This window comes from Soonwooa purpurea, assembly GCF_053891095.1.
The window spans coordinates 44,057-63,781 of record NZ_JBSSMA010000016.1; the positions used below are offsets into that span (position 1 = coordinate 44,057).

Here is a 19,725-nt window from a genome sequence, read left to right on the forward strand (position 1 = left end):
AGATTTAACTTTGTCATAGAAAAAAGAAAGAATATGTTTTCCAAAACTTGTGAATACGCTTTGAGAGCCTTAATCTACATCACTCAGCAGACGAAAGATGGCGGAAGAATTGGTATTAAGGATATTGCAAGCGGAATAGATTCTCCTGAATATTTTATCGCAAAAATATTGCAGGATCTCAGCAGAAAAGGTTTCGTACAATCTGCAAAAGGACCAACAGGCGGTTTTTATTTAGATAGTATTAGTCTTAACCGTTCTTTAGCAGAAATTGTAAAAGAAATGGATGGTGACAAAATTTTTACAGGTTGCGCCTTAGGATTGAAAGAATGTTCAGAATCGCATCCTTGTCCAGTTCATAATGAGTTTAGGCATATCAGAAATAATTTGCAAAATATGCTGAATGAAATGAAAATTGGAGATTTTGTTAGCCAATTAGAAGCTCAGAAAATATTTTTAAGAAGATAGAGAGAAATCTATTTTTTACATTAAAAAAGATAAAAATATATTATAGTATTTAATTAAATAAATTAAAGTTCAGTTATCCTTTATTAAGCTTAATTCAAATAAATAAAATAAAAATTACAACCGTTCACTATTAAATGTAAACCATCATGAAAAAGTACATTTTCCCCTTAGCCATTTTACTTGCAGGACTTTCGATTAATGCATGTAAAGAGAATACATCAGGCCCATCTTCGAAATCTGCCGATACAGAAAATATCGCAGTTGCAGGAGAAGCAGAAGAAGCAAAATTAACAGAAGCTCCCAACGTTCCTGCTCCCATCGGAGATCGTGCTGCCAAAAAACTCATCGTTCGTCTTGAAACTATTGAGAAAACAGGAGAGTTAGCGGACGGAACGCAATACAATTTCTGGACATTCGGTGGTTCGGTTCCAGGAAGTTTTATCCGTGCAAGAGTAGGTGACGAAATTGAATTTCACCTTAAAAATAATGAAAACTCAGTTTTCCCTCATAATATCGACCTTCATGCGGTAAATGGTCCTGGAGGTGGTGCAGAAGCTACTTTCGTGGCACCCGGAAAAGAAGCGGTGTTTAATTTTAAAGCTTTAAATCCTGGATTGTATGTGTACCATTGTGCCACTGCACCCGTTGGAATGCACATCGCCAACGGAATGTATGGTTTGATTTTAATTGAACCTGAAGGAGGTCTTCCAAAAGTGGATAAAGAATTCTACATTATGCAAGGTGATTTCTATACCAAAGGAAAATTTGGAGACAAAGGATTGCAAGAATTTGATATGGATAAAGCCATTGCAGAACATCCAGATTATGTAGTGTTCAACGGACATACAGGTGCTTTGCTAGGTAAAGGAGAATTGGAAGCCAAAGTAGGCGAAACAGTAAGATTCTTTGTAGGAAACGGTGGTCCAAACATGACGTCTTCTTTCCATTTAATCGGGGAAATTTTCGATAGAGTATATGTTGAAGGTGGAAGCTTAATTAATGAAAACGTGCAAACTACTGTAATTCCTCCTGGAGGCGCTGCCATTGCAGAGTTTAAAGCAACTGTTCCTGGTGAATATGTGATTGTTGACCACGCTATTTTCAGAGCTTTCAACAAAGGCGCTTTGGGTAAAATTAAAATTACTGGGCCAGACAACCATAAGGTTTTTAAATCAAATAAATAGTTCCATAGTAATAGTTTTTTAAACTTTTGATAACCATTGAGTGGTTCACTTTTAAAATGAAAAATTGGATTTACATAGTATTTGTTTTGTTATTGTTTTCTTGCGGAGAGTCGTCTAAATCTTCACAACAAAAGCAAGAGCAGCCTAAGTTGGCATTCATTTCCAGCCATAAAAAAATGCAAAAAATTGACGGCGGTTACTACAAAGCATTTGTTGGAAAAGAAAACGATAGCCTAACCTACGTGAAATCCTTTTATCTGGACGAAACAGCCATAACTAACAATGAATACTTAGAATTTTTAAAAGCGAATCCTCAATGGGTCAAAAGTAAAATTATTAAACTCTATGCAGACAGCACATATCTCCATCATTGGAAAGGGGATTATGAGTTGCCAGACGATGTAAGTCCCGATGCACCAGTTACCAATGTTTCTTGGTACGCCGCAAAAGCTTACGCCGAAAGTGTCGGAAAACGATTACCAACAGTAGATGAATGGGAATATGCAGCCAGAGCCAGCGAAAATCTAAAAGATGCAACCGAAGATCCTGATTTTACAGTGAAGATTTTGAATCTCTATCAACAAAAATTGTGGTATAAAAAACCTGTAAAACAGCATGCACCAAACGCTTGGGGAATTTACGATATGTATGGAACCATTTGGGAATGGACAGAAGATTTCAGCTCGGTGATGATTACAGGAGAATCCCGAAAAGACAATGCCGCCAACGAAACTTTGTTTTGTGCAGGTGCGTCGGTAACCTCTTCAGATCTTAGGAATTATGCAGCCTTTGTTCGCTTTGCAATGCGAGGAAGTATGCAAGCCAATTATACGGTTAACAACCTCGGATTCCGTTGTGCAAAAGATAATATTGAAAAGTAAGAAATCATGAAAAATATATTTAAAACCATCGCAATAGCTTGTATTTCAGTCCTTATTTTGGGAAGCTGCAGCAAGCAAAAAACTGAAAACTTAGATCCCAATTCTATTTTCAATTTAAGTTCAAAATGGGAGCAACCTGACGGAACAAAAATTCAACTGGAAGATTTGAAGGGTAAAGTTCTTACAATGGTCATGGTTTACACCTCTTGCAAAACGGCATGTCCGAAATTAACCTTAGACATGAAACAAATTGAAGCCAAGGTAGCTCACAAAAATCCAGATGATTTGCGCTATGTTTTTATTTCTATTGATCCGGAACATGATACACCAGAAAAAATGCAAGAGTTTTTGAAAACTTATAAGCTAGACGGAAAACAATGGCTTTTCTTACGAAGCAGCGAAGCCAATACCCGCGAACTTGCCAACGTGTTGGCGATGAAATACAAACAAATTTCACCATTAGATTTTTCGCACTCCAATATCATCAGCGTTTACTCAAAAGATGGACTTTTGGTTCATCAAAAAGAAGGTCTTAATATCGATATCGATAATACAGTAAATGCCATTAAAAAAGAATTGAATAATTAAAATTAAATAGTAACATATAATAACAAAAACGTCATGAAAAAATTAATCTTAACAGGAATGTTAGCATCTTTAGTTATTGTGTCTTGTTCAAAAAAAGAAGCGACTGTTGCAGAAGCACCCCAACAAGAATCTAACGTTATGTTAGAAGAACCAACTGAAAAAGCAGAAGCTGCTGTAGCAATGTCACCAGAAGAAGAAGGAAAACAATTGGTGGAAGGAACAGATTGTATGTCTTGTCATAAGATAGATTCCAAATTAGTAGGTCCTTCTTACCATGATGTCGCAGCTAAATATACTGAAGCCGACATCGATATGTTAGCCAATAAAATTATTGAAGGAGGAAAAGGAAATTGGGGGGAAATCCCAATGACTCCTCACGCAGGATTAAGTCCAGAAAACGCAAAATTGATGGTGAAATATATTCTATCACAAAAAAAATAATTAACTTAGCTGTTCTAGAACTTGGTTTTTTAGGTTAACATACTCCAACTATGTTTATTTTTTAAGATCTAGAGCAGCTTTTTTCGCTTAAAAAATTTTACAACAATAAAGGATAAAAAAGTATTTTATTATGAACACAAAAACAGATTTAATAGGGGATATGGTTGCTGAAGATTTTAGAACAGCAGCTGTTTTTAAAAAGTATGGTATCGATTTTTGTTGCAAAGGTGGCAGAACCATCGAAGAAGCTTGTGAGAAAAAAGATTTAGACCAAAATAAAATTTATGCTGAATTGGAAAGCCTTCCAAAAGCAGGCGCTTCTGGCATCGATTTTAAATCTTGGCCTTTGGATTTATTAGCGGATTATGTGGAAAAAACACACCACCGTTATGTAGAGGAAAAAACACCCATTATTCAACAGTTTTTAGACAAACTTTGTAAAGTACACGGTGGAAGACACCCAGAATTGTTCGAAATAACCAATCTTTTCAATGCTTCTGCACAAGATTTAGCAGCGCATTTAAAGAAAGAAGAAATGATTTTGTTCCCTTTCATTAGAAAAATGGTGAATGCAAAAATTTCTGGTCAAGCTATTGAACAACCTCATTTCGGAACGGTAGAAAATCCTGTAGAAATGATGAAGCACGAGCACACAGTAGAAGGAGAAAGATTAGAAAAAATTGCAACATTAACGGATGGCTATACACCTCCAGCAGATGCTTGTAATACTTATCGTGTCACTTTTGCTATGCTTCAAGATTTTGAAAACGACTTGCATACGCATATTCATTTAGAAAATAATATTCTTTTTCCAAAATCTATAGAACTTGAAAAACAGTTTTCAGTAGCTAACTAAAAAATAAAAACTATGACACCTAAAAAACTATGGGGCTGGTTAGCATTTGTCATTATTGCTTCCTTTGCCGTGCTTATCTTCTATGGCGTCGATATTTACCGAAAAGTGCCGCCAGTACCAGAAAAAGTGGTTACCACAGACGGGACATTACTCTACACTGGACAAGATGTTAAAGATGGTCAAAATGTCTGGCAATCTATTGGTGGACAAACTGTTGGTAGTATCTGGGGACACGGGGCTTATATCGCTCCCGACTGGAACGCCGATTATCTTCACCGCGAATCCTTGCTTCTTCTTGATGAATTGGCTCTTAAAGACGGAAAAGTTTACAAAGACCTTCCCGATGAGGAGCAAGTGAAGTATCAACACTTACTTAAAAAAGAGCTTCGTACCAATACTTTAGACGAAACTACGAATACCATTACGTTCTCACCAGAACGTGCTAAAGTTCAAGCAAAATTAGCAGATTATTATACCAAACTTTTCATGGATGATGCTTCTATGGCTGAACTTCGTGATAATTATGCGATTCCGAAAAATACCGTGAAAGACAAGGAAAGAATGGACAAAATGAACGCCTTCTTCTCTTGGACCACTTGGGTGTGTATCACCAATCGTCCTAACGATGATGTGTCCTACACCAACAACTGGCCACACGATCCAACGGTAGGGAATATTCCTTCTAGTTCATTGCATTTATGGTCTGGTTTCAGTGTTTTAATGCTGTTAGTGGGTGTTGGCGCTTTGGTTTTCTATCATGCTAAAAACAGAGAAGAAGAAATATCTGAAGTACTTCCTTTGGAAGATCCAATGAGAAATATGAAGCCTACGCCTTCCATGCGTGCTACTTTAAAATATATTTGGGTAGTTGCTTTATTGATTCTTGTTCAAATGTTGGCGGGCGTTGTAACAGCGCATTATGGTGTGGAAGGAAGCGCATTTTATGGACTTCCTTTGGATGAAATTTTGCCGCAACAGGTTTCCCGAAGCTGGCACGTTCAGTTGGCTATTTTCTGGATTGCAACTTCTTGGCTGGCAACAGGATTGTACATTGCACCTGCAGTTTCTGGTTATGAACCAAAATATCAAAAATTAGGTGTCAATATTCTATTCGGAGCGTTGTTAATTGTTGTTTTTGGATCATTAACGGGACAATGGTTTGGTGTGATGCAAAAATTAGGATATGTAGATAATTTCCTTTGGGGACATGCAGGATATGAGTATATTGAACTGGGTAGAGTTTGGCAAATTTTATTGCTGGTTGGTTTAGTTCTTTGGTTAATTTTAATGCTGAGAGCTTTGATGCCAGCGTTAAAACGCAAAGATGAAAACCGCCACATGCTTACCTTATTCGTAATTGCTTCTGTTGCTATTGCAGTATTCTACGCATCTGGATTAATGTACGGAAGACAAACGCACTTAGCCATTGCAGAATATTGGAGATGGTGGGTGGTTCACCTTTGGGTAGAAGGTTTCTTCGAGGTTTTTGCGACCGTTGTAGCAGCATTCTTATTCACAAGATTAGGTTTATTAAGAATTAAATCGGCAACAGTTTCGGTATTATTCTCCACCATTATTTTCCTTGCAGGAGGTATTTTGGGAACGTTCCACCATTTGTATTTCAGTGCTACACCAACAGCGGTTTTAGCTTTGGGAGCTACTTTCAGTGCATTAGAAATTGTTCCTTTGGTATTAATTGGTTACGAAGCTTATCATAACTATCAAATTTCAAAATCTACAAAATGGATTAAAGCTTATAAATGGCCAATCTATTGTTTCATCGCGATGTGTTTTTGGAACTTCTTAGGGGCAGGAATCTTCGGATTTGCCATTAACCCACCCATTGCATTGTATTATATTCAAGGCTTAAATACCACCGCAGTTCACGGTCACGCCGCATTATTTGGAGTGTACGGAATTCTAGGAATTGGTTTAATGCTTTTCATCTTGAGAGGGTTGTACCCAGATAGAGAATGGAATGATAAATTAATTGGATGGGCATTTTGGCTGACAAATATCGGATTGTTTGTGATGACTACCATTAGTATTCTCCCAATCGGAATTATGCAGGCGGTAGCTTCTATTCAAGAAGGATATTGGTACGCACGTTCCGCAGAATTTATGCAAACCGAAATCATGCATTTCCTAAGATGGATGCGTGTTCCAGGAGATATTTTACTGGCCTTGGGTGAATTATTACTCGTAATTTTCATCATCGGATTAAAATTCGGTTGGTCAAATAAAGAAAAAAGATAATTTAAATTTAATTTGTTACCCCATCGTTTTTTAGGAAATGATGGGGTTTTTAATTCTATAAAATTTAAAAAAAATGAAAAGAAACGAAAACATCGTTGAGCTGTCTCGCGACCATCATTTTGGATTGCTTTGTTCATGGAAAATCCGACAAGGCTTAAAGAAAAATATTGATGCAGAACGTATAAAAAAATATATCGACTATTTTTGGAATAACAATTTAAAAGAACATTTCCGTGAGGAAGAAGAAATCCTTTTTCCTTATTTAAAAGACGAAAGGTCGGAGCGTATTGCCCACGAACATTTGGAAATTAAAAATTTGGTTCAGAAAATTGTCAACGAAAATGAAGTTTCCCATTTTGAAAATCTCGCTGAGGTTTTAGAAAAGCATATCCGTTTCGAAGAACGAGAATGGTTTCCGCATTTGGAGAAAAACCTCAATGAAAATCAACTTTCAGAAATTGGAAAAGCTTTACAAGAAATTCATTCTCAGGAAAAAGATGATTATCAGGACGAATTTTGGAAGTAAATTTTATTTTTTGATAGTTCAATTGTTATAGGTTGGTGATTAATTAGTATTATTTTTGAATACTTAAAAAAAATAAACGAGTTATGAAAAATCTTGTATTGATGTTGGCTTTAGGAAGCTTAGCTGCTTGTAGTACACCAAAAATGATAGGAAACGATAAAGATAGTCACGGTTGCAAAGCTTCTGCAGGACAAACTTGGAGCGAGTTGAAACAAAATTGTGTTCAGGTTTTTAACGAAGGAACAAGACTGAATCCTATTGATTTTCAAAAAGATGAAGCTGTTATCAGTGTATTTTTGGTTTTTAATGATGATCAATCCAAAGCTGAATTGTTTTTATCTGATAAACCGAATGTAATTTTGAATAAAATTCAAGACGGAAATTTTACAACTGGAAAATATGTATATAATTCTTCGGAATCTACTTTATACATTGATGGAAAAGCTGTTTACAAAAAAGAATAAATATTAAACAATCATGAAAATTCTTCTCAAAAGAGTTTACGAAGATGCTTCACCGCAAGATGGTTATCGAGTTTTGGTGGACAGATTGTGGCCAAGAGGAATGTCTAAAGAACGTGCCTATATTGATGAATGGAACAAAGATTTGGCACCTTCTACAGAATTGCGTTTGTGGTTTCATCACGATGTTTCTCATTGGGAAGCGTTTTCTGAAAAATATTTAAAAGAACTTCAAGACAATAATTTTGGTCCAGATTTTCTAAAACGTTTACAACAACAAGAAATTGTAACATTAGTTTACGCTGCCAAAGATGAAAAACATGGTCATCCTTTGGTTTTAAAAGAATATTTGGAAAATTTGATGTAATCTTTAATTGCGATTAAATAAAGATAAATCCGAATAATTATAGGCATGCACAGCTTTCGCATAATGTAAAGCCTTCGATTCTGGTCTTTGGAAAATAGAGCCTAAACATTGTGGTGTTTTGATATGGCAATGCTGAAAAACAGCCAAAAAAGTAACACCGTACATAAACCACGGAAAGTTTTTCGAATTTCAACATTCGGTAATATCTTCTAACAACAACTAGATTAATTCCCCTACGTACTAATATTTTTATCTTTTTTTATTATTAATTTGTTATAGTTTTTAAGATGGGAGGTTACAAAGAATTATAGATAATGTTAATTTTTTCTAAAACTTTCAGGTGTAAGATAGCTAGATAAAATCAGTTAAAAATTCTAAATTTAAAGTTCTTTATATTAATATGTGGAATCCATTTAAACGAAAAAATAAAATGAAGTTTGATTTTGATTTTCAGACATTTAAGAATTTATTTAACCACCTTCAAAATGAAGAAAATCCTGTAGTAGTCTTAGTCGATGGGCAGGAAGGAGAATCGGAAATGACTTGGTATGAGTTCCCAGGTTCTTATGAAGATTCTGATGATGATAAAAAAGTTTTGAAAGAACGCGGCTTCAAGAATTTTTATGAATTACTAAATGTGCTCCACGAAAAAGCGGGAATCAGTCCAGTCGATATTAATCGGGATATCGAAGTTAATGAACAATATAATTTGATGATTTTCAATTATTATGTTCCTCCAACAGGCGAAGAAAAATCTTTTTTTAAAAGTATAAAATGCAGTTTTTATTTATTTTTTGTTTGCGAAAACGAAGCCGAGGAAGTTAATGCTTTTAGAATTTTTTATTCAAAAGGGCTTGATTACAGAATTAGTGATTTGTTGGACGCTCAATTTTTAGTAAATATTAACAATCCTGACTTAAAAGATGAATTTTATATTGCAGAATTAGAGAAACTTGTCGCGGCGCTGGCTACTAAAACCGAAGTGGAAATAAATTCTGAAATTTTGAAGAAGCATCCAAAAGCTTTGTTGTCATCTGAGGTTTTAAAGAAAGATTTTTTAGAAGCTTTGGATTATCTTAATTTTTGGAAATTAGCAGATGTCGAGGAGAAGGCACAAAAGTTTTATGAGCAATGGACGAAAGATTGGTCGGAACTTTTTGAAGAAGATACTTATTACGATGACGCTTATTTTCCTTTGAGATTCGAATTTTTTAATGACGATAATACATGGCATAGCGATTGGAAATTCGATCCCGAAGATTTGGAAGACATAGTTGCCCATATTTTGAATGAAGAAGATTGGACGTTCCAATATCCCGAAGAAACTTATGGTGACGATTTATTTCCTTATGTCCAAAAAGCATTAGCGGAACGCGGTTTTGAACTTATGCAAATGAATACTTTGGGCGACTCTTACCAGTTTTTTATTACCAGAAAACAAAATGTGCTACCACTGTTACATATCTCCAACAAATTAAAACTTGGCGTAGAGCAATTGATGTAAGCATTCTGCAATTTCTGTATCTTTGACGTTCTAATAAAAATTAAACATGATAGGAATAATTATGGGAAGCCAAAGCGATCTTCCAATTATGGAGCAAGCCGCAAACTTCCTACAAAGTCTAGACATCCCTTACGAATTGACCGTGGTGTCGGCGCACAGAACACCAGAAAGAATGTTCGATTATGCAAAAACCGCAAAAGAACGTGGCCTGAAAGTCATCATCGCAGGCGCAGGTGGCGCGGCACATTTGCCAGGAATGGTCGCGAGTTGCACCACACTTCCCGTAATCGGCGTTCCTATTTTGTCCAGCAATTCTATAGATGGTTGGGATTCTGTATTGTCAATTTTGCAAATGCCAGGCGGTATTCCTGTAGCGACAGTCGCGTTAAATGGCGCGCTGAATGCCGGGATTCTGGCCGCAAAAATCTTAGGCGCAGCAGACGAAAATATTGCTAAGAAAATACAAAACTACCAAGATACTTTAAAAGAAAAAGTATTGGGAACGGTAGATGATATTAAAAAATTGCACCCAAACAAATTCGATTGATCTAATTTAAATTTGTTTGATAAACATAAAAGGCTGTCTCAAAAGAAACAGCCTTTATTCATTTTAGTTTTTAATCAACTTGCTTGAGTGGGATTTGCTATCGATAGTTTTTACATTTAGTATGTAGTTGCCTTTTGATAAAGATTCAATATTAATTGTTCCAGACGTTGTTCCAGAAAGAACTTTTTGTCCAGCCATATTGAAGATAGTATAAGTTTCAACTTTCTCTTTAGTTTCGATTGTTACAACATCTTTTGCAGGATTAGGATAAATTTTTAAAGATTTTGAAACCTGTGCTTCATACGTTGCTAGATCAACATTATTGATTTTGATATTGTCAATGTATGCCGCACCATCAAAGTTATCATGTAAAAAATTAAAGCCTAAAGCACTTACATTAGAATAGTTGGAGCCCGTATGTACAAGATCCCCGTTGATATAGTATTTTATCTCCGAAGGGGTAATCTCAGTTTTTAAAGTATACCATTTGTTAGCTTCCCATGTAAAGTTAGCATTATCATAATCAAAATCAATACTATTGACGATTTCTAAGTTTCCAGTGTAATTGAAAGAATAAAAATATAACGGAACAAATTCTTCACCCGAAATACCCCAAGCTCCAAATTCGAATGTAGAACCATCAGTTTCAGTGATAAAAGTGTCGAATTCTACAGTTAAAGATTTTTGAGCATTGTATGTGAATTCATTATCAAGTTGCTTTGCAACACCATAAATTGGAAACCACCCGAAATCCTCATTCAGATCAACTGCGATTTTTACAGAATTTTGTCCTTGAGTTGCTTTTTCGTTAGAGATGACTTGATTAGCAATGGGTTGATTGTCATTATTAAGTGTTACCTCCCAACCATTTTGTCCATTGATATCACCTAATGCAAAACCTTCTGCGGCTTCGAAAGAAATTGCATTTTGCGAAAATGCTAAACTTGCAACAGAAAGTGCTGCTAAAACATAAAACTTTTTCATAAATTTAAATTTAGGGCTACAATGATAGGGATTTATTTTTAAATGAATTAAATTTTAACACATTCTTAGCTTTTTGAAAGAGGTTTCTGTATTTTTGCCTTATGGATCTTAACCAACTTTTTACCAACCAGCGTACAGGGAATCACCAATCGAATTTTGTTTCGAGAACAGATTTCCAAAGAGATTTTGACCGTATTATTTTTTCGTCGGCTTTTCGAAGATTGCAAAACAAAACCCAAGTTTTTCCTCTGCCAGGAAGCGTCTTTGTACACAACCGTTTGACACATTCTCTGGAGGTTGCCTCGGTTGGTCGTAGTTTGGGAAGTTTGATTGGCGATTTTATTTCAAAAAAATACCAAAACGATCTGTCGGAGGTTTCGACCAACTTTTACCAATACCAACTAAGTGACGTTATTGCGGCAGCTTGCCTTTGCCATGACATCGGGAATCCCGCTTTTGGACATTCTGGCGAAGATGCTATTGCCAGTTATTTTGAACAAAATGAAACCTCTATAAAATCGCTTTTCAATGAAAAAGAATGGGCAGATCTTGTCAATTTTGAAGGCAATGCCAATGCCATTCGCGTGTTGACACATCAACAGCAAGGCAAAGATGAAGGCGGGCTGCAGTTAACTTATTCTACTTTAGCGAGTATTGCCAAATATCCTTGCGAAGCGATTGCAAGAAAAAAAACAATTATCCATCGTAAGAAGTTTGGTTTCTTCCAAAACTCAAAATCCACTTTTCTAGATATTGCAACATCTACAGGAATGCAACGCGAAAGCGACGAGCCTATTATCCACAAAAGACATCCTTTTGTTTGGTTGGTAGAGGCGGCGGACGACATCTGTTACAGCATTATCGATATGGAAGATGCACACCGTTTGGGAATTGTTAACTCCAAAGATTGTGAAGAATTGTTTATTGATTTGATAAAATCTGTAAATCCTGACGATCTGAAACGCGTGAAGGACAAACTCGATATTATTTCGAACCCAAATGAGCGTGTTTCTTATCTAAGAGCAAAAGTCATTAATTCTTTAATTAATAAATCGGTTTCGGTTTATCAGTCGAATTTTGATAAGATTATTGCGGGCAATATGGACATGGCTTTGTTGGATATTTTCAAACAAGAAAGTTCTTCTTTAACAGAAATCGAACGTTTTTCCATTGATAAAATTTACAACCATAAAGCCGTTATCGAAATAGAAAATGCGGGTTACAATGTGATGTATGAGTTGTTGGATCATTTTATTCCATCCATTATTTTAGAAAAACCAGCGCGTAAAAATTATGATAAAATGGCACTGAAACTTATTCCAAAACAATTTGTCTATGAAGAGGGAAGTGCTTATGACAAAGTCTTGGGCGTTCTCGATTTTGTGTCTGGGATGACGGATAATTACGCAACGGATCTTTACAGAAAAATCAAAGGTATTGATATTGGAATGACGGTTTAGACATTTAATACATTATAAATAAAAACGACTTCAGAATAGAAGTCGTTTTTGTTTTTTAAACCAATTCGCAACCGAAAACCTCCACGAAGTGTTTTTTAATTTTTTGTTTTACTTCTTCCACATCGACTTCGTGTTCCAGCTCGTTTTTAAGAGAAGTTACCTGTTTGTCGGTAATTCCACAAGGTACGATGTAATCGAAATACTTCATATTGGTGTTGACGTTAAGCGCAAATCCATGGATGGTTACCCAGCGTGATGCCTTCACGCCCATGGCACAAATCTTTCTGGCGTAAGGTTTTCCGACGTCTAGCCAAACGCCAGTTTCGCCTTCCGATCTCGTGCCGTGAAGTCCATATTCTGCAATTGTTCTGATGATAACTTCTTCCAAATCGCGCATATAACGGTGGATGTCTGTATAGAAATTTTCCAAATCCAAAACCGGATAACCTACAATCTGCCCGAATCCGTGATAGGTAATGTCGCCGCCGCGGTTGACTTTTACATAAGTAGCCTCAATTTCTTTAAGTTTTTCGGCATTGGCCAACATGTTTTCCTCGTGACCACTTTTTCCTAAAGTATAGACATGTGGATGTTCAACAAAAAGTAAATGATTCTTGGTTTCTGTTTGTTCTTCAGGTGCGGTATCTCTGTTTTTTACTTTGATATCGAGGTTTTCTTTCATCAATTCCTCTTGGTAATCCCAAGCTGGCATATAATCTCGAGTGCCCAAATCTTCGAAACGTACCTTTTTATTTAGTTTGTGGTTCATGTTCTAATTTATCTAAATACAAATTTAAGTTTAATTTCTTGATTTTAGAAATAGGCTTTGTTCTAGTTTTTTTGATTTTGTCATGGATAAATTCTTAATTTTAAATATTTTAAAAAAACAAAATTCTAATACACCAATTTTATATGATGAGATTTTTATTATTTAGTCTGCTAATAAGCCTTAATATAGCTTTTGGCCAAAAGTTTAGCAAGGAAGAACTTAGCATTATTAGACAAGGAAAAACGACTACAGCTTTGCCAATCTACCAGACGGACGTGGAAGCAGAGCATAAAAGTTTATTAAAAAGTTCGACAGACATTCAGGTTTTTGATAAAAATACTGAAATATTGATTAACCGAATGAAGTTATCATTACTTGCTTCGGGCGGGGTTGGTATTGCGGCGCCACAAGTTGGAGTTAATCGTAATGTTATTTGGGTGCAACGTTTTGACAAACGAAATTCACCTTTTGAGTATTTTATTAATCCTAAAATTTTATGGAAATCGGAGATTCTTAACTTTGGTTTGGAAGGTGATTTGTCGATTAAAGACTATAAAAATATGTTTTACAGAAGTCAAGTTATACAAGTGCAATATCAAGATCTGAAAGGAAAAAAATATACAGAAATTGTGGAAGGTTTTACAGCAGTTATTTTCCAACACGAAATAGATCATCTTTTCGGTATTTTGATCGAAGATAAAGCCAACGCCGAGACCGATTCTACCATCATAAAAGTCGAAGCTTACAAAAGAATACCTGTACAGAATTAGATTTTCAGCGAGTTTTTTGTATCTTTCCTAGTGTTTAACCCATAAATAAAGTAAACTATGAGATTAATAATTAACCTTCTTATCACTGCGGTTTCTGCATTTTTATTGAGTAAAATTTTGTCAGGCGTTCATTTTGAGGACTTTGGATCCACCATAATTTTTGCTATTGTTTTAGGAATTCTGAATTTGTTAGTACGTCCAATTTTAGCGATTCTGTCATTACCTATTACAATTCTTACATTAGGATTGTTTTCATTGGTTATCAATGCAGCAATTATTTTGTTATGCGATAATTTTATGGACAGTATGACGGTAGATGGCTTTTGGTGGGCTTTCTTATTTAGTATTTTGCTTTCAATAGTTACCTCTGTTTTTGGTGCGCTTTTTGGCAAAGATTAAAAGTGATTTTAAATAAGAACATAAAAAATCCGTAGAATTTCTGCGGATTTTTTGTTTTTTTATTAAAACTAAGATTTACTTTATCGATTTTCTATTAATAATAAAATATATTGGCAAACCTATTAATATTAATCCAAGTCCTGGCCAAGTATAGTGCGGTTTGTAAATGAATAGTAAAACGCAAAATGAAATTCCTATGATTAAATATAAAATGGGTGTAATTGGATATAACCAAGTTTTGTAGTCGCGTTGGAGTTCTGGCTTTTTGATGCGAAGATAAATCACGCCAGCCACGGTTAGCATATAAAATAAAACGATAACAAACGAAATCATATCCAACAAATCACCATATTGTCCACTAAGACAAAGCAAACTTGCCCAGATGCCTTGCATCCATAATGAGTTTTCGGGAACTTCAAAACGATTGTTTTTAATAGCTGATTTTAAGAAAAGTCCGTCCTTGGCCATCGTTTGGAAAACACGTGCGCCAGCCAAAATAATCCCGTTAACACAACCAAATGTTGAGATCATTACCAAAACCGCAACAATGGCTGTACCCGCGCTACCAAAGATGTTCTCAGCCGAAGCCACTGCAACACGGTCATTAGCTGCAAATGCAATCTGATCGCGATCCAAAGTGTTGAGATAGACAAGGTTAACTAATAGATAAAGTACCATTACAGAAATGGTTCCGATAATCATAGCGCGAACAATATTTTTGCGAGGATTTTCAATTTCACCTGCCACAAAGGTTACATTTTCCCAAGCAACAGAACTAAATACGGAGCCAACCATAGCCGCAGCAATGCCCCCAAGAACTGTTGTTCCAGAAATACTGAGCCAACTAACAGATTGTTTTTGACCATTAACTTCGATACCGAAATTTTGAAAAGCTTCCCAGCCAAACTGAAAGTTATTTGCAAATTGAGAATGTTCCACAAGAACAAAACCTAAAATAATAAGCCCTAAAAGTGCAATAATTTTTGAAGATGTAAATATATTCTGTAGCAACTTACCACTTTGGACGCCTCGTGTGTTGATAAAAGTTAAAAACAAAATCACCAATATTGCTAAAAGCTGTATCCATGTTATTTTGAAAGTTCCACTTTGGAAGAGTGGTGCAGCATTGTTAAGACTTGGGATGAGGTAAGCGGTAAACTTACCAAAAGCAACAGCTACTGCGGCAATTGTGCCTGTTTGTATAACACTGAACATGCCCCAACCATAAAGAAAACCCATCATTTTTCCATAGATTTCGGTGATGTAAGTGTACTGCCCACCAGCTTTCGGAAACAATGCGGAAAGCTCGCCATAGCTAATGGCTGCGGCAACGGTCATAAGAGCGGTAATGAGCCATACGACAATCAGCCAATATCCCGAACCCAAATTGCGCATAATATCCGCACTCACAATAAAAATTCCGCTGCCAATCATAGATCCCATAACAATCATTACAGCATCCCAAAGTTTAAGCTTTTTCTTCATAGTTTAATTTGTACCAAATATATAAAACTGTTAAAAATAATTAATAAAAAATGATAAAAATACAATTTGTTTGGTTAAAATATAAAGCTATGCTATTAATAATGAATTCTGGAAACTTGAATATTTTTAACTTTAATTAATAGGTTGCCTTACGAATAAGCTCTAAATTTGTATAAATCAATAAAAAATTAAATGGAATTAGAATACAAAGATCACCTAAGTCCCGTCTTAAAAGATGGTGTGAAGAATTACCTTATTGATATCGATGGTACTATTACCGAAGATGTCCCGAACGAAGAGCCAGAGCGTATGTCCACTTGTGAGCCTTTTGCCGATGCCTTGGAAACGATTAATCGTTGGTATGACGAAGGCCACCAGATTTGTTTTTTTACTTCCAGAACCGAGGATTTGAAAGCCATTACAGAAGAATGGCTGAATCGCCATGGTTTCAAATACCATAGTATTTTGTGTGGAAAACCGCGTGGTGGCAACTATCATTGGATTGACAATCACCTTGTTAAGGCTACGCGTTATCGAGGCAAATTCACGGATTTGGTGGAGAAAAATGTTAAAATTCAAGTTTTTAAAGATTAAATTCCCAATTGATAACCTAAGTTTTAGCCCCGATTGAACGGCATGTCTGAGCTCATCTTTTTTGAAAGGGAAAGTTGTGGCGAAAGATAGCGAGTAGTGAAAGCGGGAAAAAGCTTCTAAAAAAAATATGTATTTATATGAAAATTTTAGCAAATGACGGTTTGACCAAAAGTGGTGTAGATGCCCTTACAGAGAAAGGTTATACCGTTATTACCAACAAAGTTCCCCAGGAAGAATTAACGGATTACATTAATCGTGAAGCTATTAAAGTTCTTTTGGTACGTAGTGCAACGAAAGTAAGAAAAGATATGATTGATGCGTGTCCAGGTTTGGAAATTGTTGGGCGCGGTGGTGTTGGTATGGATAATATTGATGTGGAATATGCTCGTGAAAAAGGCATACATGTAATTAATACACCTTCGGCATCGTCGGAGTCGGTTGCAGAGTTGGTGTTTGCTCATCTTTTTGCAGGATGTCGATTTTTGCAAGAATCAAATCGTGCTATGCCAATGGAAGGACAGACGACTTTTAATGCCTTGAAAAAATCCTATGAAAAAGGCATCGAACTTCGTGGAAAGACCATTGGTATCGTTGGTATTGGACGCATAGGTCAGGAAGTTGCACGGATTGCGCTAGGACTTGGGATGAAGGTGATAGCTTCTGATACCCGAATCGGAAAAGCGAGTGTCCGTGTGGATTTTTACAATAAACAATTCATAAATGTTGAAATAGAAACCGAACCTTTGGAAGATTTGATAAAACATGCGGATTTTGTAACCTTACATGTGCCAGCGCAAGATGGCGCTATTATCGGTGCAAGAGAAATCGAAATGATGAAATATGGCGCCGCGATTGTTAATTGTGCGCGTGGTGGCGTGGTGGACGAAGTCGCGCTGATTAAAGCTCTAGATTCGGGCAAGTTGGCATTCGCAGGTCTTGATGTTTTTGAGAACGAACCGACTCCTTCGGAAGAAATTCTTAAACATCCTAAAATATCATTGACACCACATACAGGTGCTGCAACGCTGGAAGCGCAAGATAGGATAGGTACAAGTCTAGCAAAACAAATTGATAGTATATTCCATGCACAATAAGATAATTAAAACTCAGTTTTCGAACTGAGTTTTTTGTTTTTTGGAATTGGGAATATTGTTTATTTTTGAGCCATGAAAAGAAAAGTGCTTATCATCTACACAGGCGGTACCATTGGTATGGAAAAAGATTATAAAACGGGAAGTTTGGTACCTTTTGATTTTTCAAATATTTTTAAACGAATGCCAGAAATGAACCTTATGGAATGTGAGGTTTCTGTGAAATCTTTTGATTATCCCGTGGACTCGTCCGACATGGGACCGAAACAATGGCAAGGCATTGCGAAAATTATTAAAGAAAATTATGAAACTTTTGATGGTTTCGTTATTCTGCACGGGACAGATACCATGTCTTACACCGCATCAGCGCTTAGTTTTATGCTTCGGAATCTTAACAAACCTGTTGTATTGACGGGATCACAATTGCCTATTGGGGATTTGAGAACAGATGCCAAAGAAAATCTTTTAACAAGTCTTTATTACGCCAGCCTATACGAAGATGATGAAGCCGTAATTCGTGAAGTGACGCTTTATTTCGAATATAAATTATTGCGTGGCAACCGAAGTTTAAAGGTTTCCGCGGAATATTTTGATGCCTATCAAAGTCCAAATTATTCGATATTGGGACAATCTGGCGTCCATTTGAATATTGATAAAGAAAGTTTGCTAAAACCTAAAAATACTGATTTTGAAATCGATTTGCATCTCGATGAAAATGTATTGTTTTGGCGTATTTTTCCAGGAATGAATTTTGATTTTTTACTTGAGGTAACTTCTGTTAAAGTTATCATTCTTCAGGTTTTTGGGTCGGGAACGATTTTTAATAACGAAAAAACAGCGCGTGTTTTGGAAGAATTGCGCAACAGAAATGTTGAGATTGTCGTTATCAGCCAATGTGTTTCTGGTGGAATTAGTTTTGGAAAATATAGCAATAGCAACATTTTTAGTCAGGTTGGTGCCATTAATGGAAAAGATATGACTGCGGAAGCTGCAATTACCAAAGCCATGCATCTGCTTAATAATTCTTATTATCCGGGAGGTTTTGCAAGTAATTTTAATAAGGATTTGTGTGGCGAAGTAAGCAAAGATTTTCACTGAAAAGATTAGTAGACTTCAAATATTTGTCTATATTTGCAAACTGAAAAAGAGAGGTGTCCGAGTGGTTGAAGGAGCTAGCCTGGAAAGTTAGTATAGGGGTAACTCTATCGAGGGTTCGAATCCCTCTCTCTCCGCAATAAAGGCTGACAATTAGTTAGTTAAAACACAGACACCCAATTTTACACCCAAAATGTAAGATTGGGTGTTTTATTATTACCTATATTGAATTAAGTATAAAAACTGAGCGCAAATGATGTTCAAGGGTTTTTGAATGGAGGAACCATTGTAGCCGACAATGAAACTAAAAGGATAACATTCCAACTTTCCGAAAATAACACCAAATTAAATGTCAATCTTTTTGAACGTGACAAATCAATGAAAGATGTTTTGCAAAACAGCAAAAATAACATTGAATATGCTGAAATTAAAAACATTTCAACCGATGATGAAAAATTTAATTTCGAACAAAAAGCATTTATTTACGATGAAAAATCTAATCAAACCTTAGAATTAGATTTAATCAAAGACATCAAAGAAATAACTGAAATTGTTATCGCTAAAAACAGTGATTTAGAAACAAATAAGTATAAAATTGAATTACAAAAACTTCAGTCTTTTCTACAAGATAAAATTGATAAATTCCCTGAGATAGCAAAAGACATTACAGTTGATATGAATATTGTTTCAAACGAAATTAATAATGTGAACAGTATTTCAAGACCACAAAAACAAGAACAAAAAGAGGGTAACAGCAAAATTAATCTAAATGTAAATGACCCCGATTTGTATCAAGATGCAAATGCAGAAAGAGAAGAAGAGCTACAACAAGAGGAAAACCAAACGCGTAGAAGAGGAAGGTAAGCCAAAATTACGACACTATCCTATAAAGTGTGTAAGTTAAAAAGTTGGGCTTAGATTTTATAATCTGAGCCTTTTTTCAAAAATAAGCATAAATTGGTTAAGAACAATACCCCAATTATGAATAGGCATTGTCCATTT

22 protein-coding genes and 1 tRNA gene are annotated in these 19,725 nt (G+C 35.7%); 20 read left to right on the forward strand and 3 right to left on the reverse strand.

The genetic code is table 11. The annotated features are described in order from the left end of the window. The first annotated feature begins 33 nt into the window (after nucleotides 1–33). The 12 genes from ACVFVN_RS12965 to purE all read left to right on the forward strand — a co-directional run bounded on the left by ACVFVN_RS12965 (nucleotide 34) and on the right by purE (nucleotide 10,076). Nucleotides 34–465: an RrF2 family transcriptional regulator gene (locus ACVFVN_RS12965; protein ID WP_165130511.1), complete on the forward strand. Its 432-nt coding sequence runs from the start codon at nucleotides 34–36 to the stop codon at nucleotides 463–465. Between the two features lie 146 nt (nucleotides 466–611). Further along, on the forward strand, nucleotides 612–1,649 hold the full coding sequence (gene nirK / locus ACVFVN_RS12970) for a copper-containing nitrite reductase (protein WP_456235594.1): 1,038 nt from the start codon (nucleotides 612–614) through the stop codon (nucleotides 1,647–1,649). 176 nt (nucleotides 1,650–1,825) lie between these two features. After that, nucleotides 1,826–2,530 (forward strand): formylglycine-generating enzyme family protein, encoded by a 705-nt coding sequence (locus tag ACVFVN_RS12975; protein ID WP_419309886.1) that lies wholly within the window; start codon nucleotides 1,826–1,828, stop codon nucleotides 2,528–2,530. Nucleotides 2,531–2,536: 6 nt separating this feature from the next. Then, nucleotides 2,537–3,118: an SCO family protein gene (locus ACVFVN_RS12980; protein WP_456235595.1), complete on the forward strand. Its 582-nt coding sequence runs from the start codon at nucleotides 2,537–2,539 to the stop codon at nucleotides 3,116–3,118. Between the two features lie 33 nt (nucleotides 3,119–3,151). Continuing rightward, nucleotides 3,152–3,559: a c-type cytochrome gene (locus ACVFVN_RS12985; protein ID WP_456235596.1), complete on the forward strand. Its 408-nt coding sequence runs from the start codon at nucleotides 3,152–3,154 to the stop codon at nucleotides 3,557–3,559. A 130-nt stretch (nucleotides 3,560–3,689) separates the two neighbouring features. Further along, nucleotides 3,690–4,415, forward strand: a complete 726-nt coding sequence (ric, locus tag ACVFVN_RS12990) for an iron-sulfur cluster repair di-iron protein (protein WP_165130528.1) — start codon at nucleotides 3,690–3,692, stop codon at nucleotides 4,413–4,415. Nucleotides 4,416–4,427: 12 nt separating this feature from the next. Next, the gene (locus ACVFVN_RS12995; RefSeq protein WP_456235597.1) at nucleotides 4,428–6,671 is read left to right on the forward strand and encodes a nitric-oxide reductase large subunit; all 2,244 of its coding nucleotides are present in this window, start codon (nucleotides 4,428–4,430) and stop codon (nucleotides 6,669–6,671) included. A 73-nt stretch (nucleotides 6,672–6,744) separates the two neighbouring features. Further along, a complete protein-coding gene (locus tag ACVFVN_RS13000; protein ID WP_456235598.1) occupies nucleotides 6,745–7,197 on the forward strand; it encodes a hemerythrin domain-containing protein in 453 nt (150 codons plus the stop codon). Nucleotides 7,198–7,280: 83 nt separating this feature from the next. Then, complete coding sequence (locus tag ACVFVN_RS13005; protein WP_456235599.1) at nucleotides 7,281–7,661, forward strand: hypothetical protein; 381 nt, start codon at nucleotides 7,281–7,283, stop codon at nucleotides 7,659–7,661. A gap of 10 nt (nucleotides 7,662–7,671) precedes the next feature. Further along, a complete protein-coding gene (locus tag ACVFVN_RS13010) occupies nucleotides 7,672–8,025 on the forward strand; it encodes a DUF488 domain-containing protein (protein ID WP_456235610.1) in 354 nt (117 codons plus the stop codon). Nucleotides 8,026–8,455: 430 nt separating this feature from the next. Further along, the gene (locus tag ACVFVN_RS13015) at nucleotides 8,456–9,529 is read left to right on the forward strand and encodes a DUF6630 family protein (protein WP_456235600.1); all 1,074 of its coding nucleotides are present in this window, start codon (nucleotides 8,456–8,458) and stop codon (nucleotides 9,527–9,529) included. 46 nt (nucleotides 9,530–9,575) lie between these two features. Next, complete coding sequence (gene purE, locus ACVFVN_RS13020) at nucleotides 9,576–10,076, forward strand: 5-(carboxyamino)imidazole ribonucleotide mutase (protein ID WP_456235601.1); 501 nt, start codon at nucleotides 9,576–9,578, stop codon at nucleotides 10,074–10,076. A 63-nt stretch (nucleotides 10,077–10,139) separates the two neighbouring features. On the opposite strand, the gene ACVFVN_RS13025 is transcribed toward purE, so the two are convergent. Further along, a complete protein-coding gene (locus tag ACVFVN_RS13025; RefSeq protein ID WP_456235602.1) occupies nucleotides 10,140–11,060 on the reverse strand; it encodes a T9SS type A sorting domain-containing protein in 921 nt (306 codons plus the stop codon). A 101-nt stretch (nucleotides 11,061–11,161) separates the two neighbouring features. On the opposite strand from ACVFVN_RS13025, the gene dgt reads away from it, so the two are divergent. Then, nucleotides 11,162–12,520 (forward strand): dGTP triphosphohydrolase, encoded by a 1,359-nt coding sequence (dgt, locus tag ACVFVN_RS13030; RefSeq protein ID WP_456235603.1) that lies wholly within the window; start codon nucleotides 11,162–11,164, stop codon nucleotides 12,518–12,520. A gap of 55 nt (nucleotides 12,521–12,575) precedes the next feature. Here the strand turns inward: dgt and lipB are convergent, their stop codons facing one another. After that, the gene (gene lipB / locus ACVFVN_RS13035) at nucleotides 12,576–13,289 is read right to left on the reverse strand and encodes a lipoyl(octanoyl) transferase LipB (RefSeq protein ID WP_165130544.1); all 714 of its coding nucleotides are present in this window, start codon (nucleotides 13,287–13,289) and stop codon (nucleotides 12,576–12,578) included. 143 nt (nucleotides 13,290–13,432) lie between these two features. Here lipB and def point away from each other — a divergent pair, with 143 nt between their 5' ends. Further along, complete coding sequence (def, locus tag ACVFVN_RS13040) at nucleotides 13,433–14,059, forward strand: peptide deformylase (protein WP_456235604.1); 627 nt, start codon at nucleotides 13,433–13,435, stop codon at nucleotides 14,057–14,059. A 57-nt stretch (nucleotides 14,060–14,116) separates the two neighbouring features. Continuing rightward, nucleotides 14,117–14,458 carry a phage holin family protein gene (locus tag ACVFVN_RS13045; protein WP_456235605.1) on the forward strand — a complete coding sequence of 114 codons (342 nt, stop codon included), beginning with the start codon at nucleotides 14,117–14,119 and terminating at the stop codon, nucleotides 14,456–14,458. A 75-nt stretch (nucleotides 14,459–14,533) separates the two neighbouring features. Here the strand turns inward: ACVFVN_RS13045 and ACVFVN_RS13050 are convergent, their stop codons facing one another. Beyond that, nucleotides 14,534–15,943 carry an APC family permease gene (locus ACVFVN_RS13050; protein ID WP_456235606.1) on the reverse strand — a complete coding sequence of 470 codons (1,410 nt, stop codon included), beginning with the start codon at nucleotides 15,941–15,943 and terminating at the stop codon, nucleotides 14,534–14,536. 192 nt (nucleotides 15,944–16,135) lie between these two features. Here ACVFVN_RS13050 and ACVFVN_RS13055 point away from each other — a divergent pair, with 192 nt between their 5' ends. The 5 genes from ACVFVN_RS13055 to ACVFVN_RS13075 all read left to right on the forward strand — a co-directional run bounded on the left by ACVFVN_RS13055 (nucleotide 16,136) and on the right by ACVFVN_RS13075 (nucleotide 19,587). Beyond that, nucleotides 16,136–16,537: an LNS2 domain-containing protein gene (locus ACVFVN_RS13055; protein WP_165130550.1), complete on the forward strand. Its 402-nt coding sequence runs from the start codon at nucleotides 16,136–16,138 to the stop codon at nucleotides 16,535–16,537. 137 nt (nucleotides 16,538–16,674) lie between these two features. Then, entirely contained in the window at nucleotides 16,675–17,631 is a 957-nt protein-coding gene (locus ACVFVN_RS13060; protein WP_165130552.1) for a D-2-hydroxyacid dehydrogenase, read from the forward strand. A 72-nt stretch (nucleotides 17,632–17,703) separates the two neighbouring features. After that, a complete protein-coding gene (locus tag ACVFVN_RS13065; protein WP_456235607.1) occupies nucleotides 17,704–18,726 on the forward strand; it encodes an asparaginase in 1,023 nt (340 codons plus the stop codon). A gap of 48 nt (nucleotides 18,727–18,774) precedes the next feature. Next, a tRNA-Ser gene (locus ACVFVN_RS13070) sits at nucleotides 18,775–18,860 on the forward strand. Between the two features lie 133 nt (nucleotides 18,861–18,993). Then, on the forward strand, nucleotides 18,994–19,587 hold the full coding sequence (locus ACVFVN_RS13075; protein WP_456235608.1) for a hypothetical protein: 594 nt from the start codon (nucleotides 18,994–18,996) through the stop codon (nucleotides 19,585–19,587). The last annotated feature ends 138 nt before the right edge of the window (nucleotides 19,588–19,725 follow it).

Coding starts and splice junctions, on each gene's coding strand:
- ACVFVN_RS12965 (WP_165130511.1), top strand. CDS start 34: ATGTTTTCCAAAACTTGTGAATACGCTTTGAGAGCCTTAATCTACATC.
- nirK (WP_456235594.1), top strand. CDS start 612: ATGAAAAAGTACATTTTCCCCTTAGCCATTTTACTTGCAGGACTTTCG.
- ACVFVN_RS12975 (WP_419309886.1), top strand. CDS start 1,826: ATGCAAAAAATTGACGGCGGTTACTACAAAGCATTTGTTGGAAAAGAA.
- ACVFVN_RS12980 (WP_456235595.1), top strand. CDS start 2,537: ATGAAAAATATATTTAAAACCATCGCAATAGCTTGTATTTCAGTCCTT.
- ACVFVN_RS12985 (WP_456235596.1), top strand. CDS start 3,152: ATGAAAAAATTAATCTTAACAGGAATGTTAGCATCTTTAGTTATTGTG.
- ric (WP_165130528.1), top strand. CDS start 3,690: ATGAACACAAAAACAGATTTAATAGGGGATATGGTTGCTGAAGATTTT.
- ACVFVN_RS12995 (WP_456235597.1), top strand. CDS start 4,428: ATGACACCTAAAAAACTATGGGGCTGGTTAGCATTTGTCATTATTGCT.
- ACVFVN_RS13000 (WP_456235598.1), top strand. CDS start 6,745: ATGAAAAGAAACGAAAACATCGTTGAGCTGTCTCGCGACCATCATTTT.
- ACVFVN_RS13005 (WP_456235599.1), top strand. CDS start 7,281: ATGAAAAATCTTGTATTGATGTTGGCTTTAGGAAGCTTAGCTGCTTGT.
- ACVFVN_RS13015 (WP_456235600.1), top strand. CDS start 8,456: ATGAAGTTTGATTTTGATTTTCAGACATTTAAGAATTTATTTAACCAC.
- purE (WP_456235601.1), top strand. CDS start 9,576: ATGATAGGAATAATTATGGGAAGCCAAAGCGATCTTCCAATTATGGAG.
- ACVFVN_RS13025 (WP_456235602.1), bottom strand. CDS start 11,060: ATGAAAAAGTTTTATGTTTTAGCAGCACTTTCTGTTGCAAGTTTAGCA.
- dgt (WP_456235603.1), top strand. CDS start 11,162: ATGGATCTTAACCAACTTTTTACCAACCAGCGTACAGGGAATCACCAA.
- lipB (WP_165130544.1), bottom strand. CDS start 13,289: ATGAACCACAAACTAAATAAAAAGGTACGTTTCGAAGATTTGGGCACT.
- def (WP_456235604.1), top strand. CDS start 13,433: ATGATGAGATTTTTATTATTTAGTCTGCTAATAAGCCTTAATATAGCT.
- ACVFVN_RS13045 (WP_456235605.1), top strand. CDS start 14,117: ATGAGATTAATAATTAACCTTCTTATCACTGCGGTTTCTGCATTTTTA.
- ACVFVN_RS13050 (WP_456235606.1), bottom strand. CDS start 15,943: ATGAAGAAAAAGCTTAAACTTTGGGATGCTGTAATGATTGTTATGGGA.
- ACVFVN_RS13055 (WP_165130550.1), top strand. CDS start 16,136: ATGGAATTAGAATACAAAGATCACCTAAGTCCCGTCTTAAAAGATGGT.
- ACVFVN_RS13060 (WP_165130552.1), top strand. CDS start 16,675: ATGAAAATTTTAGCAAATGACGGTTTGACCAAAAGTGGTGTAGATGCC.
- ACVFVN_RS13065 (WP_456235607.1), top strand. CDS start 17,704: ATGAAAAGAAAAGTGCTTATCATCTACACAGGCGGTACCATTGGTATG.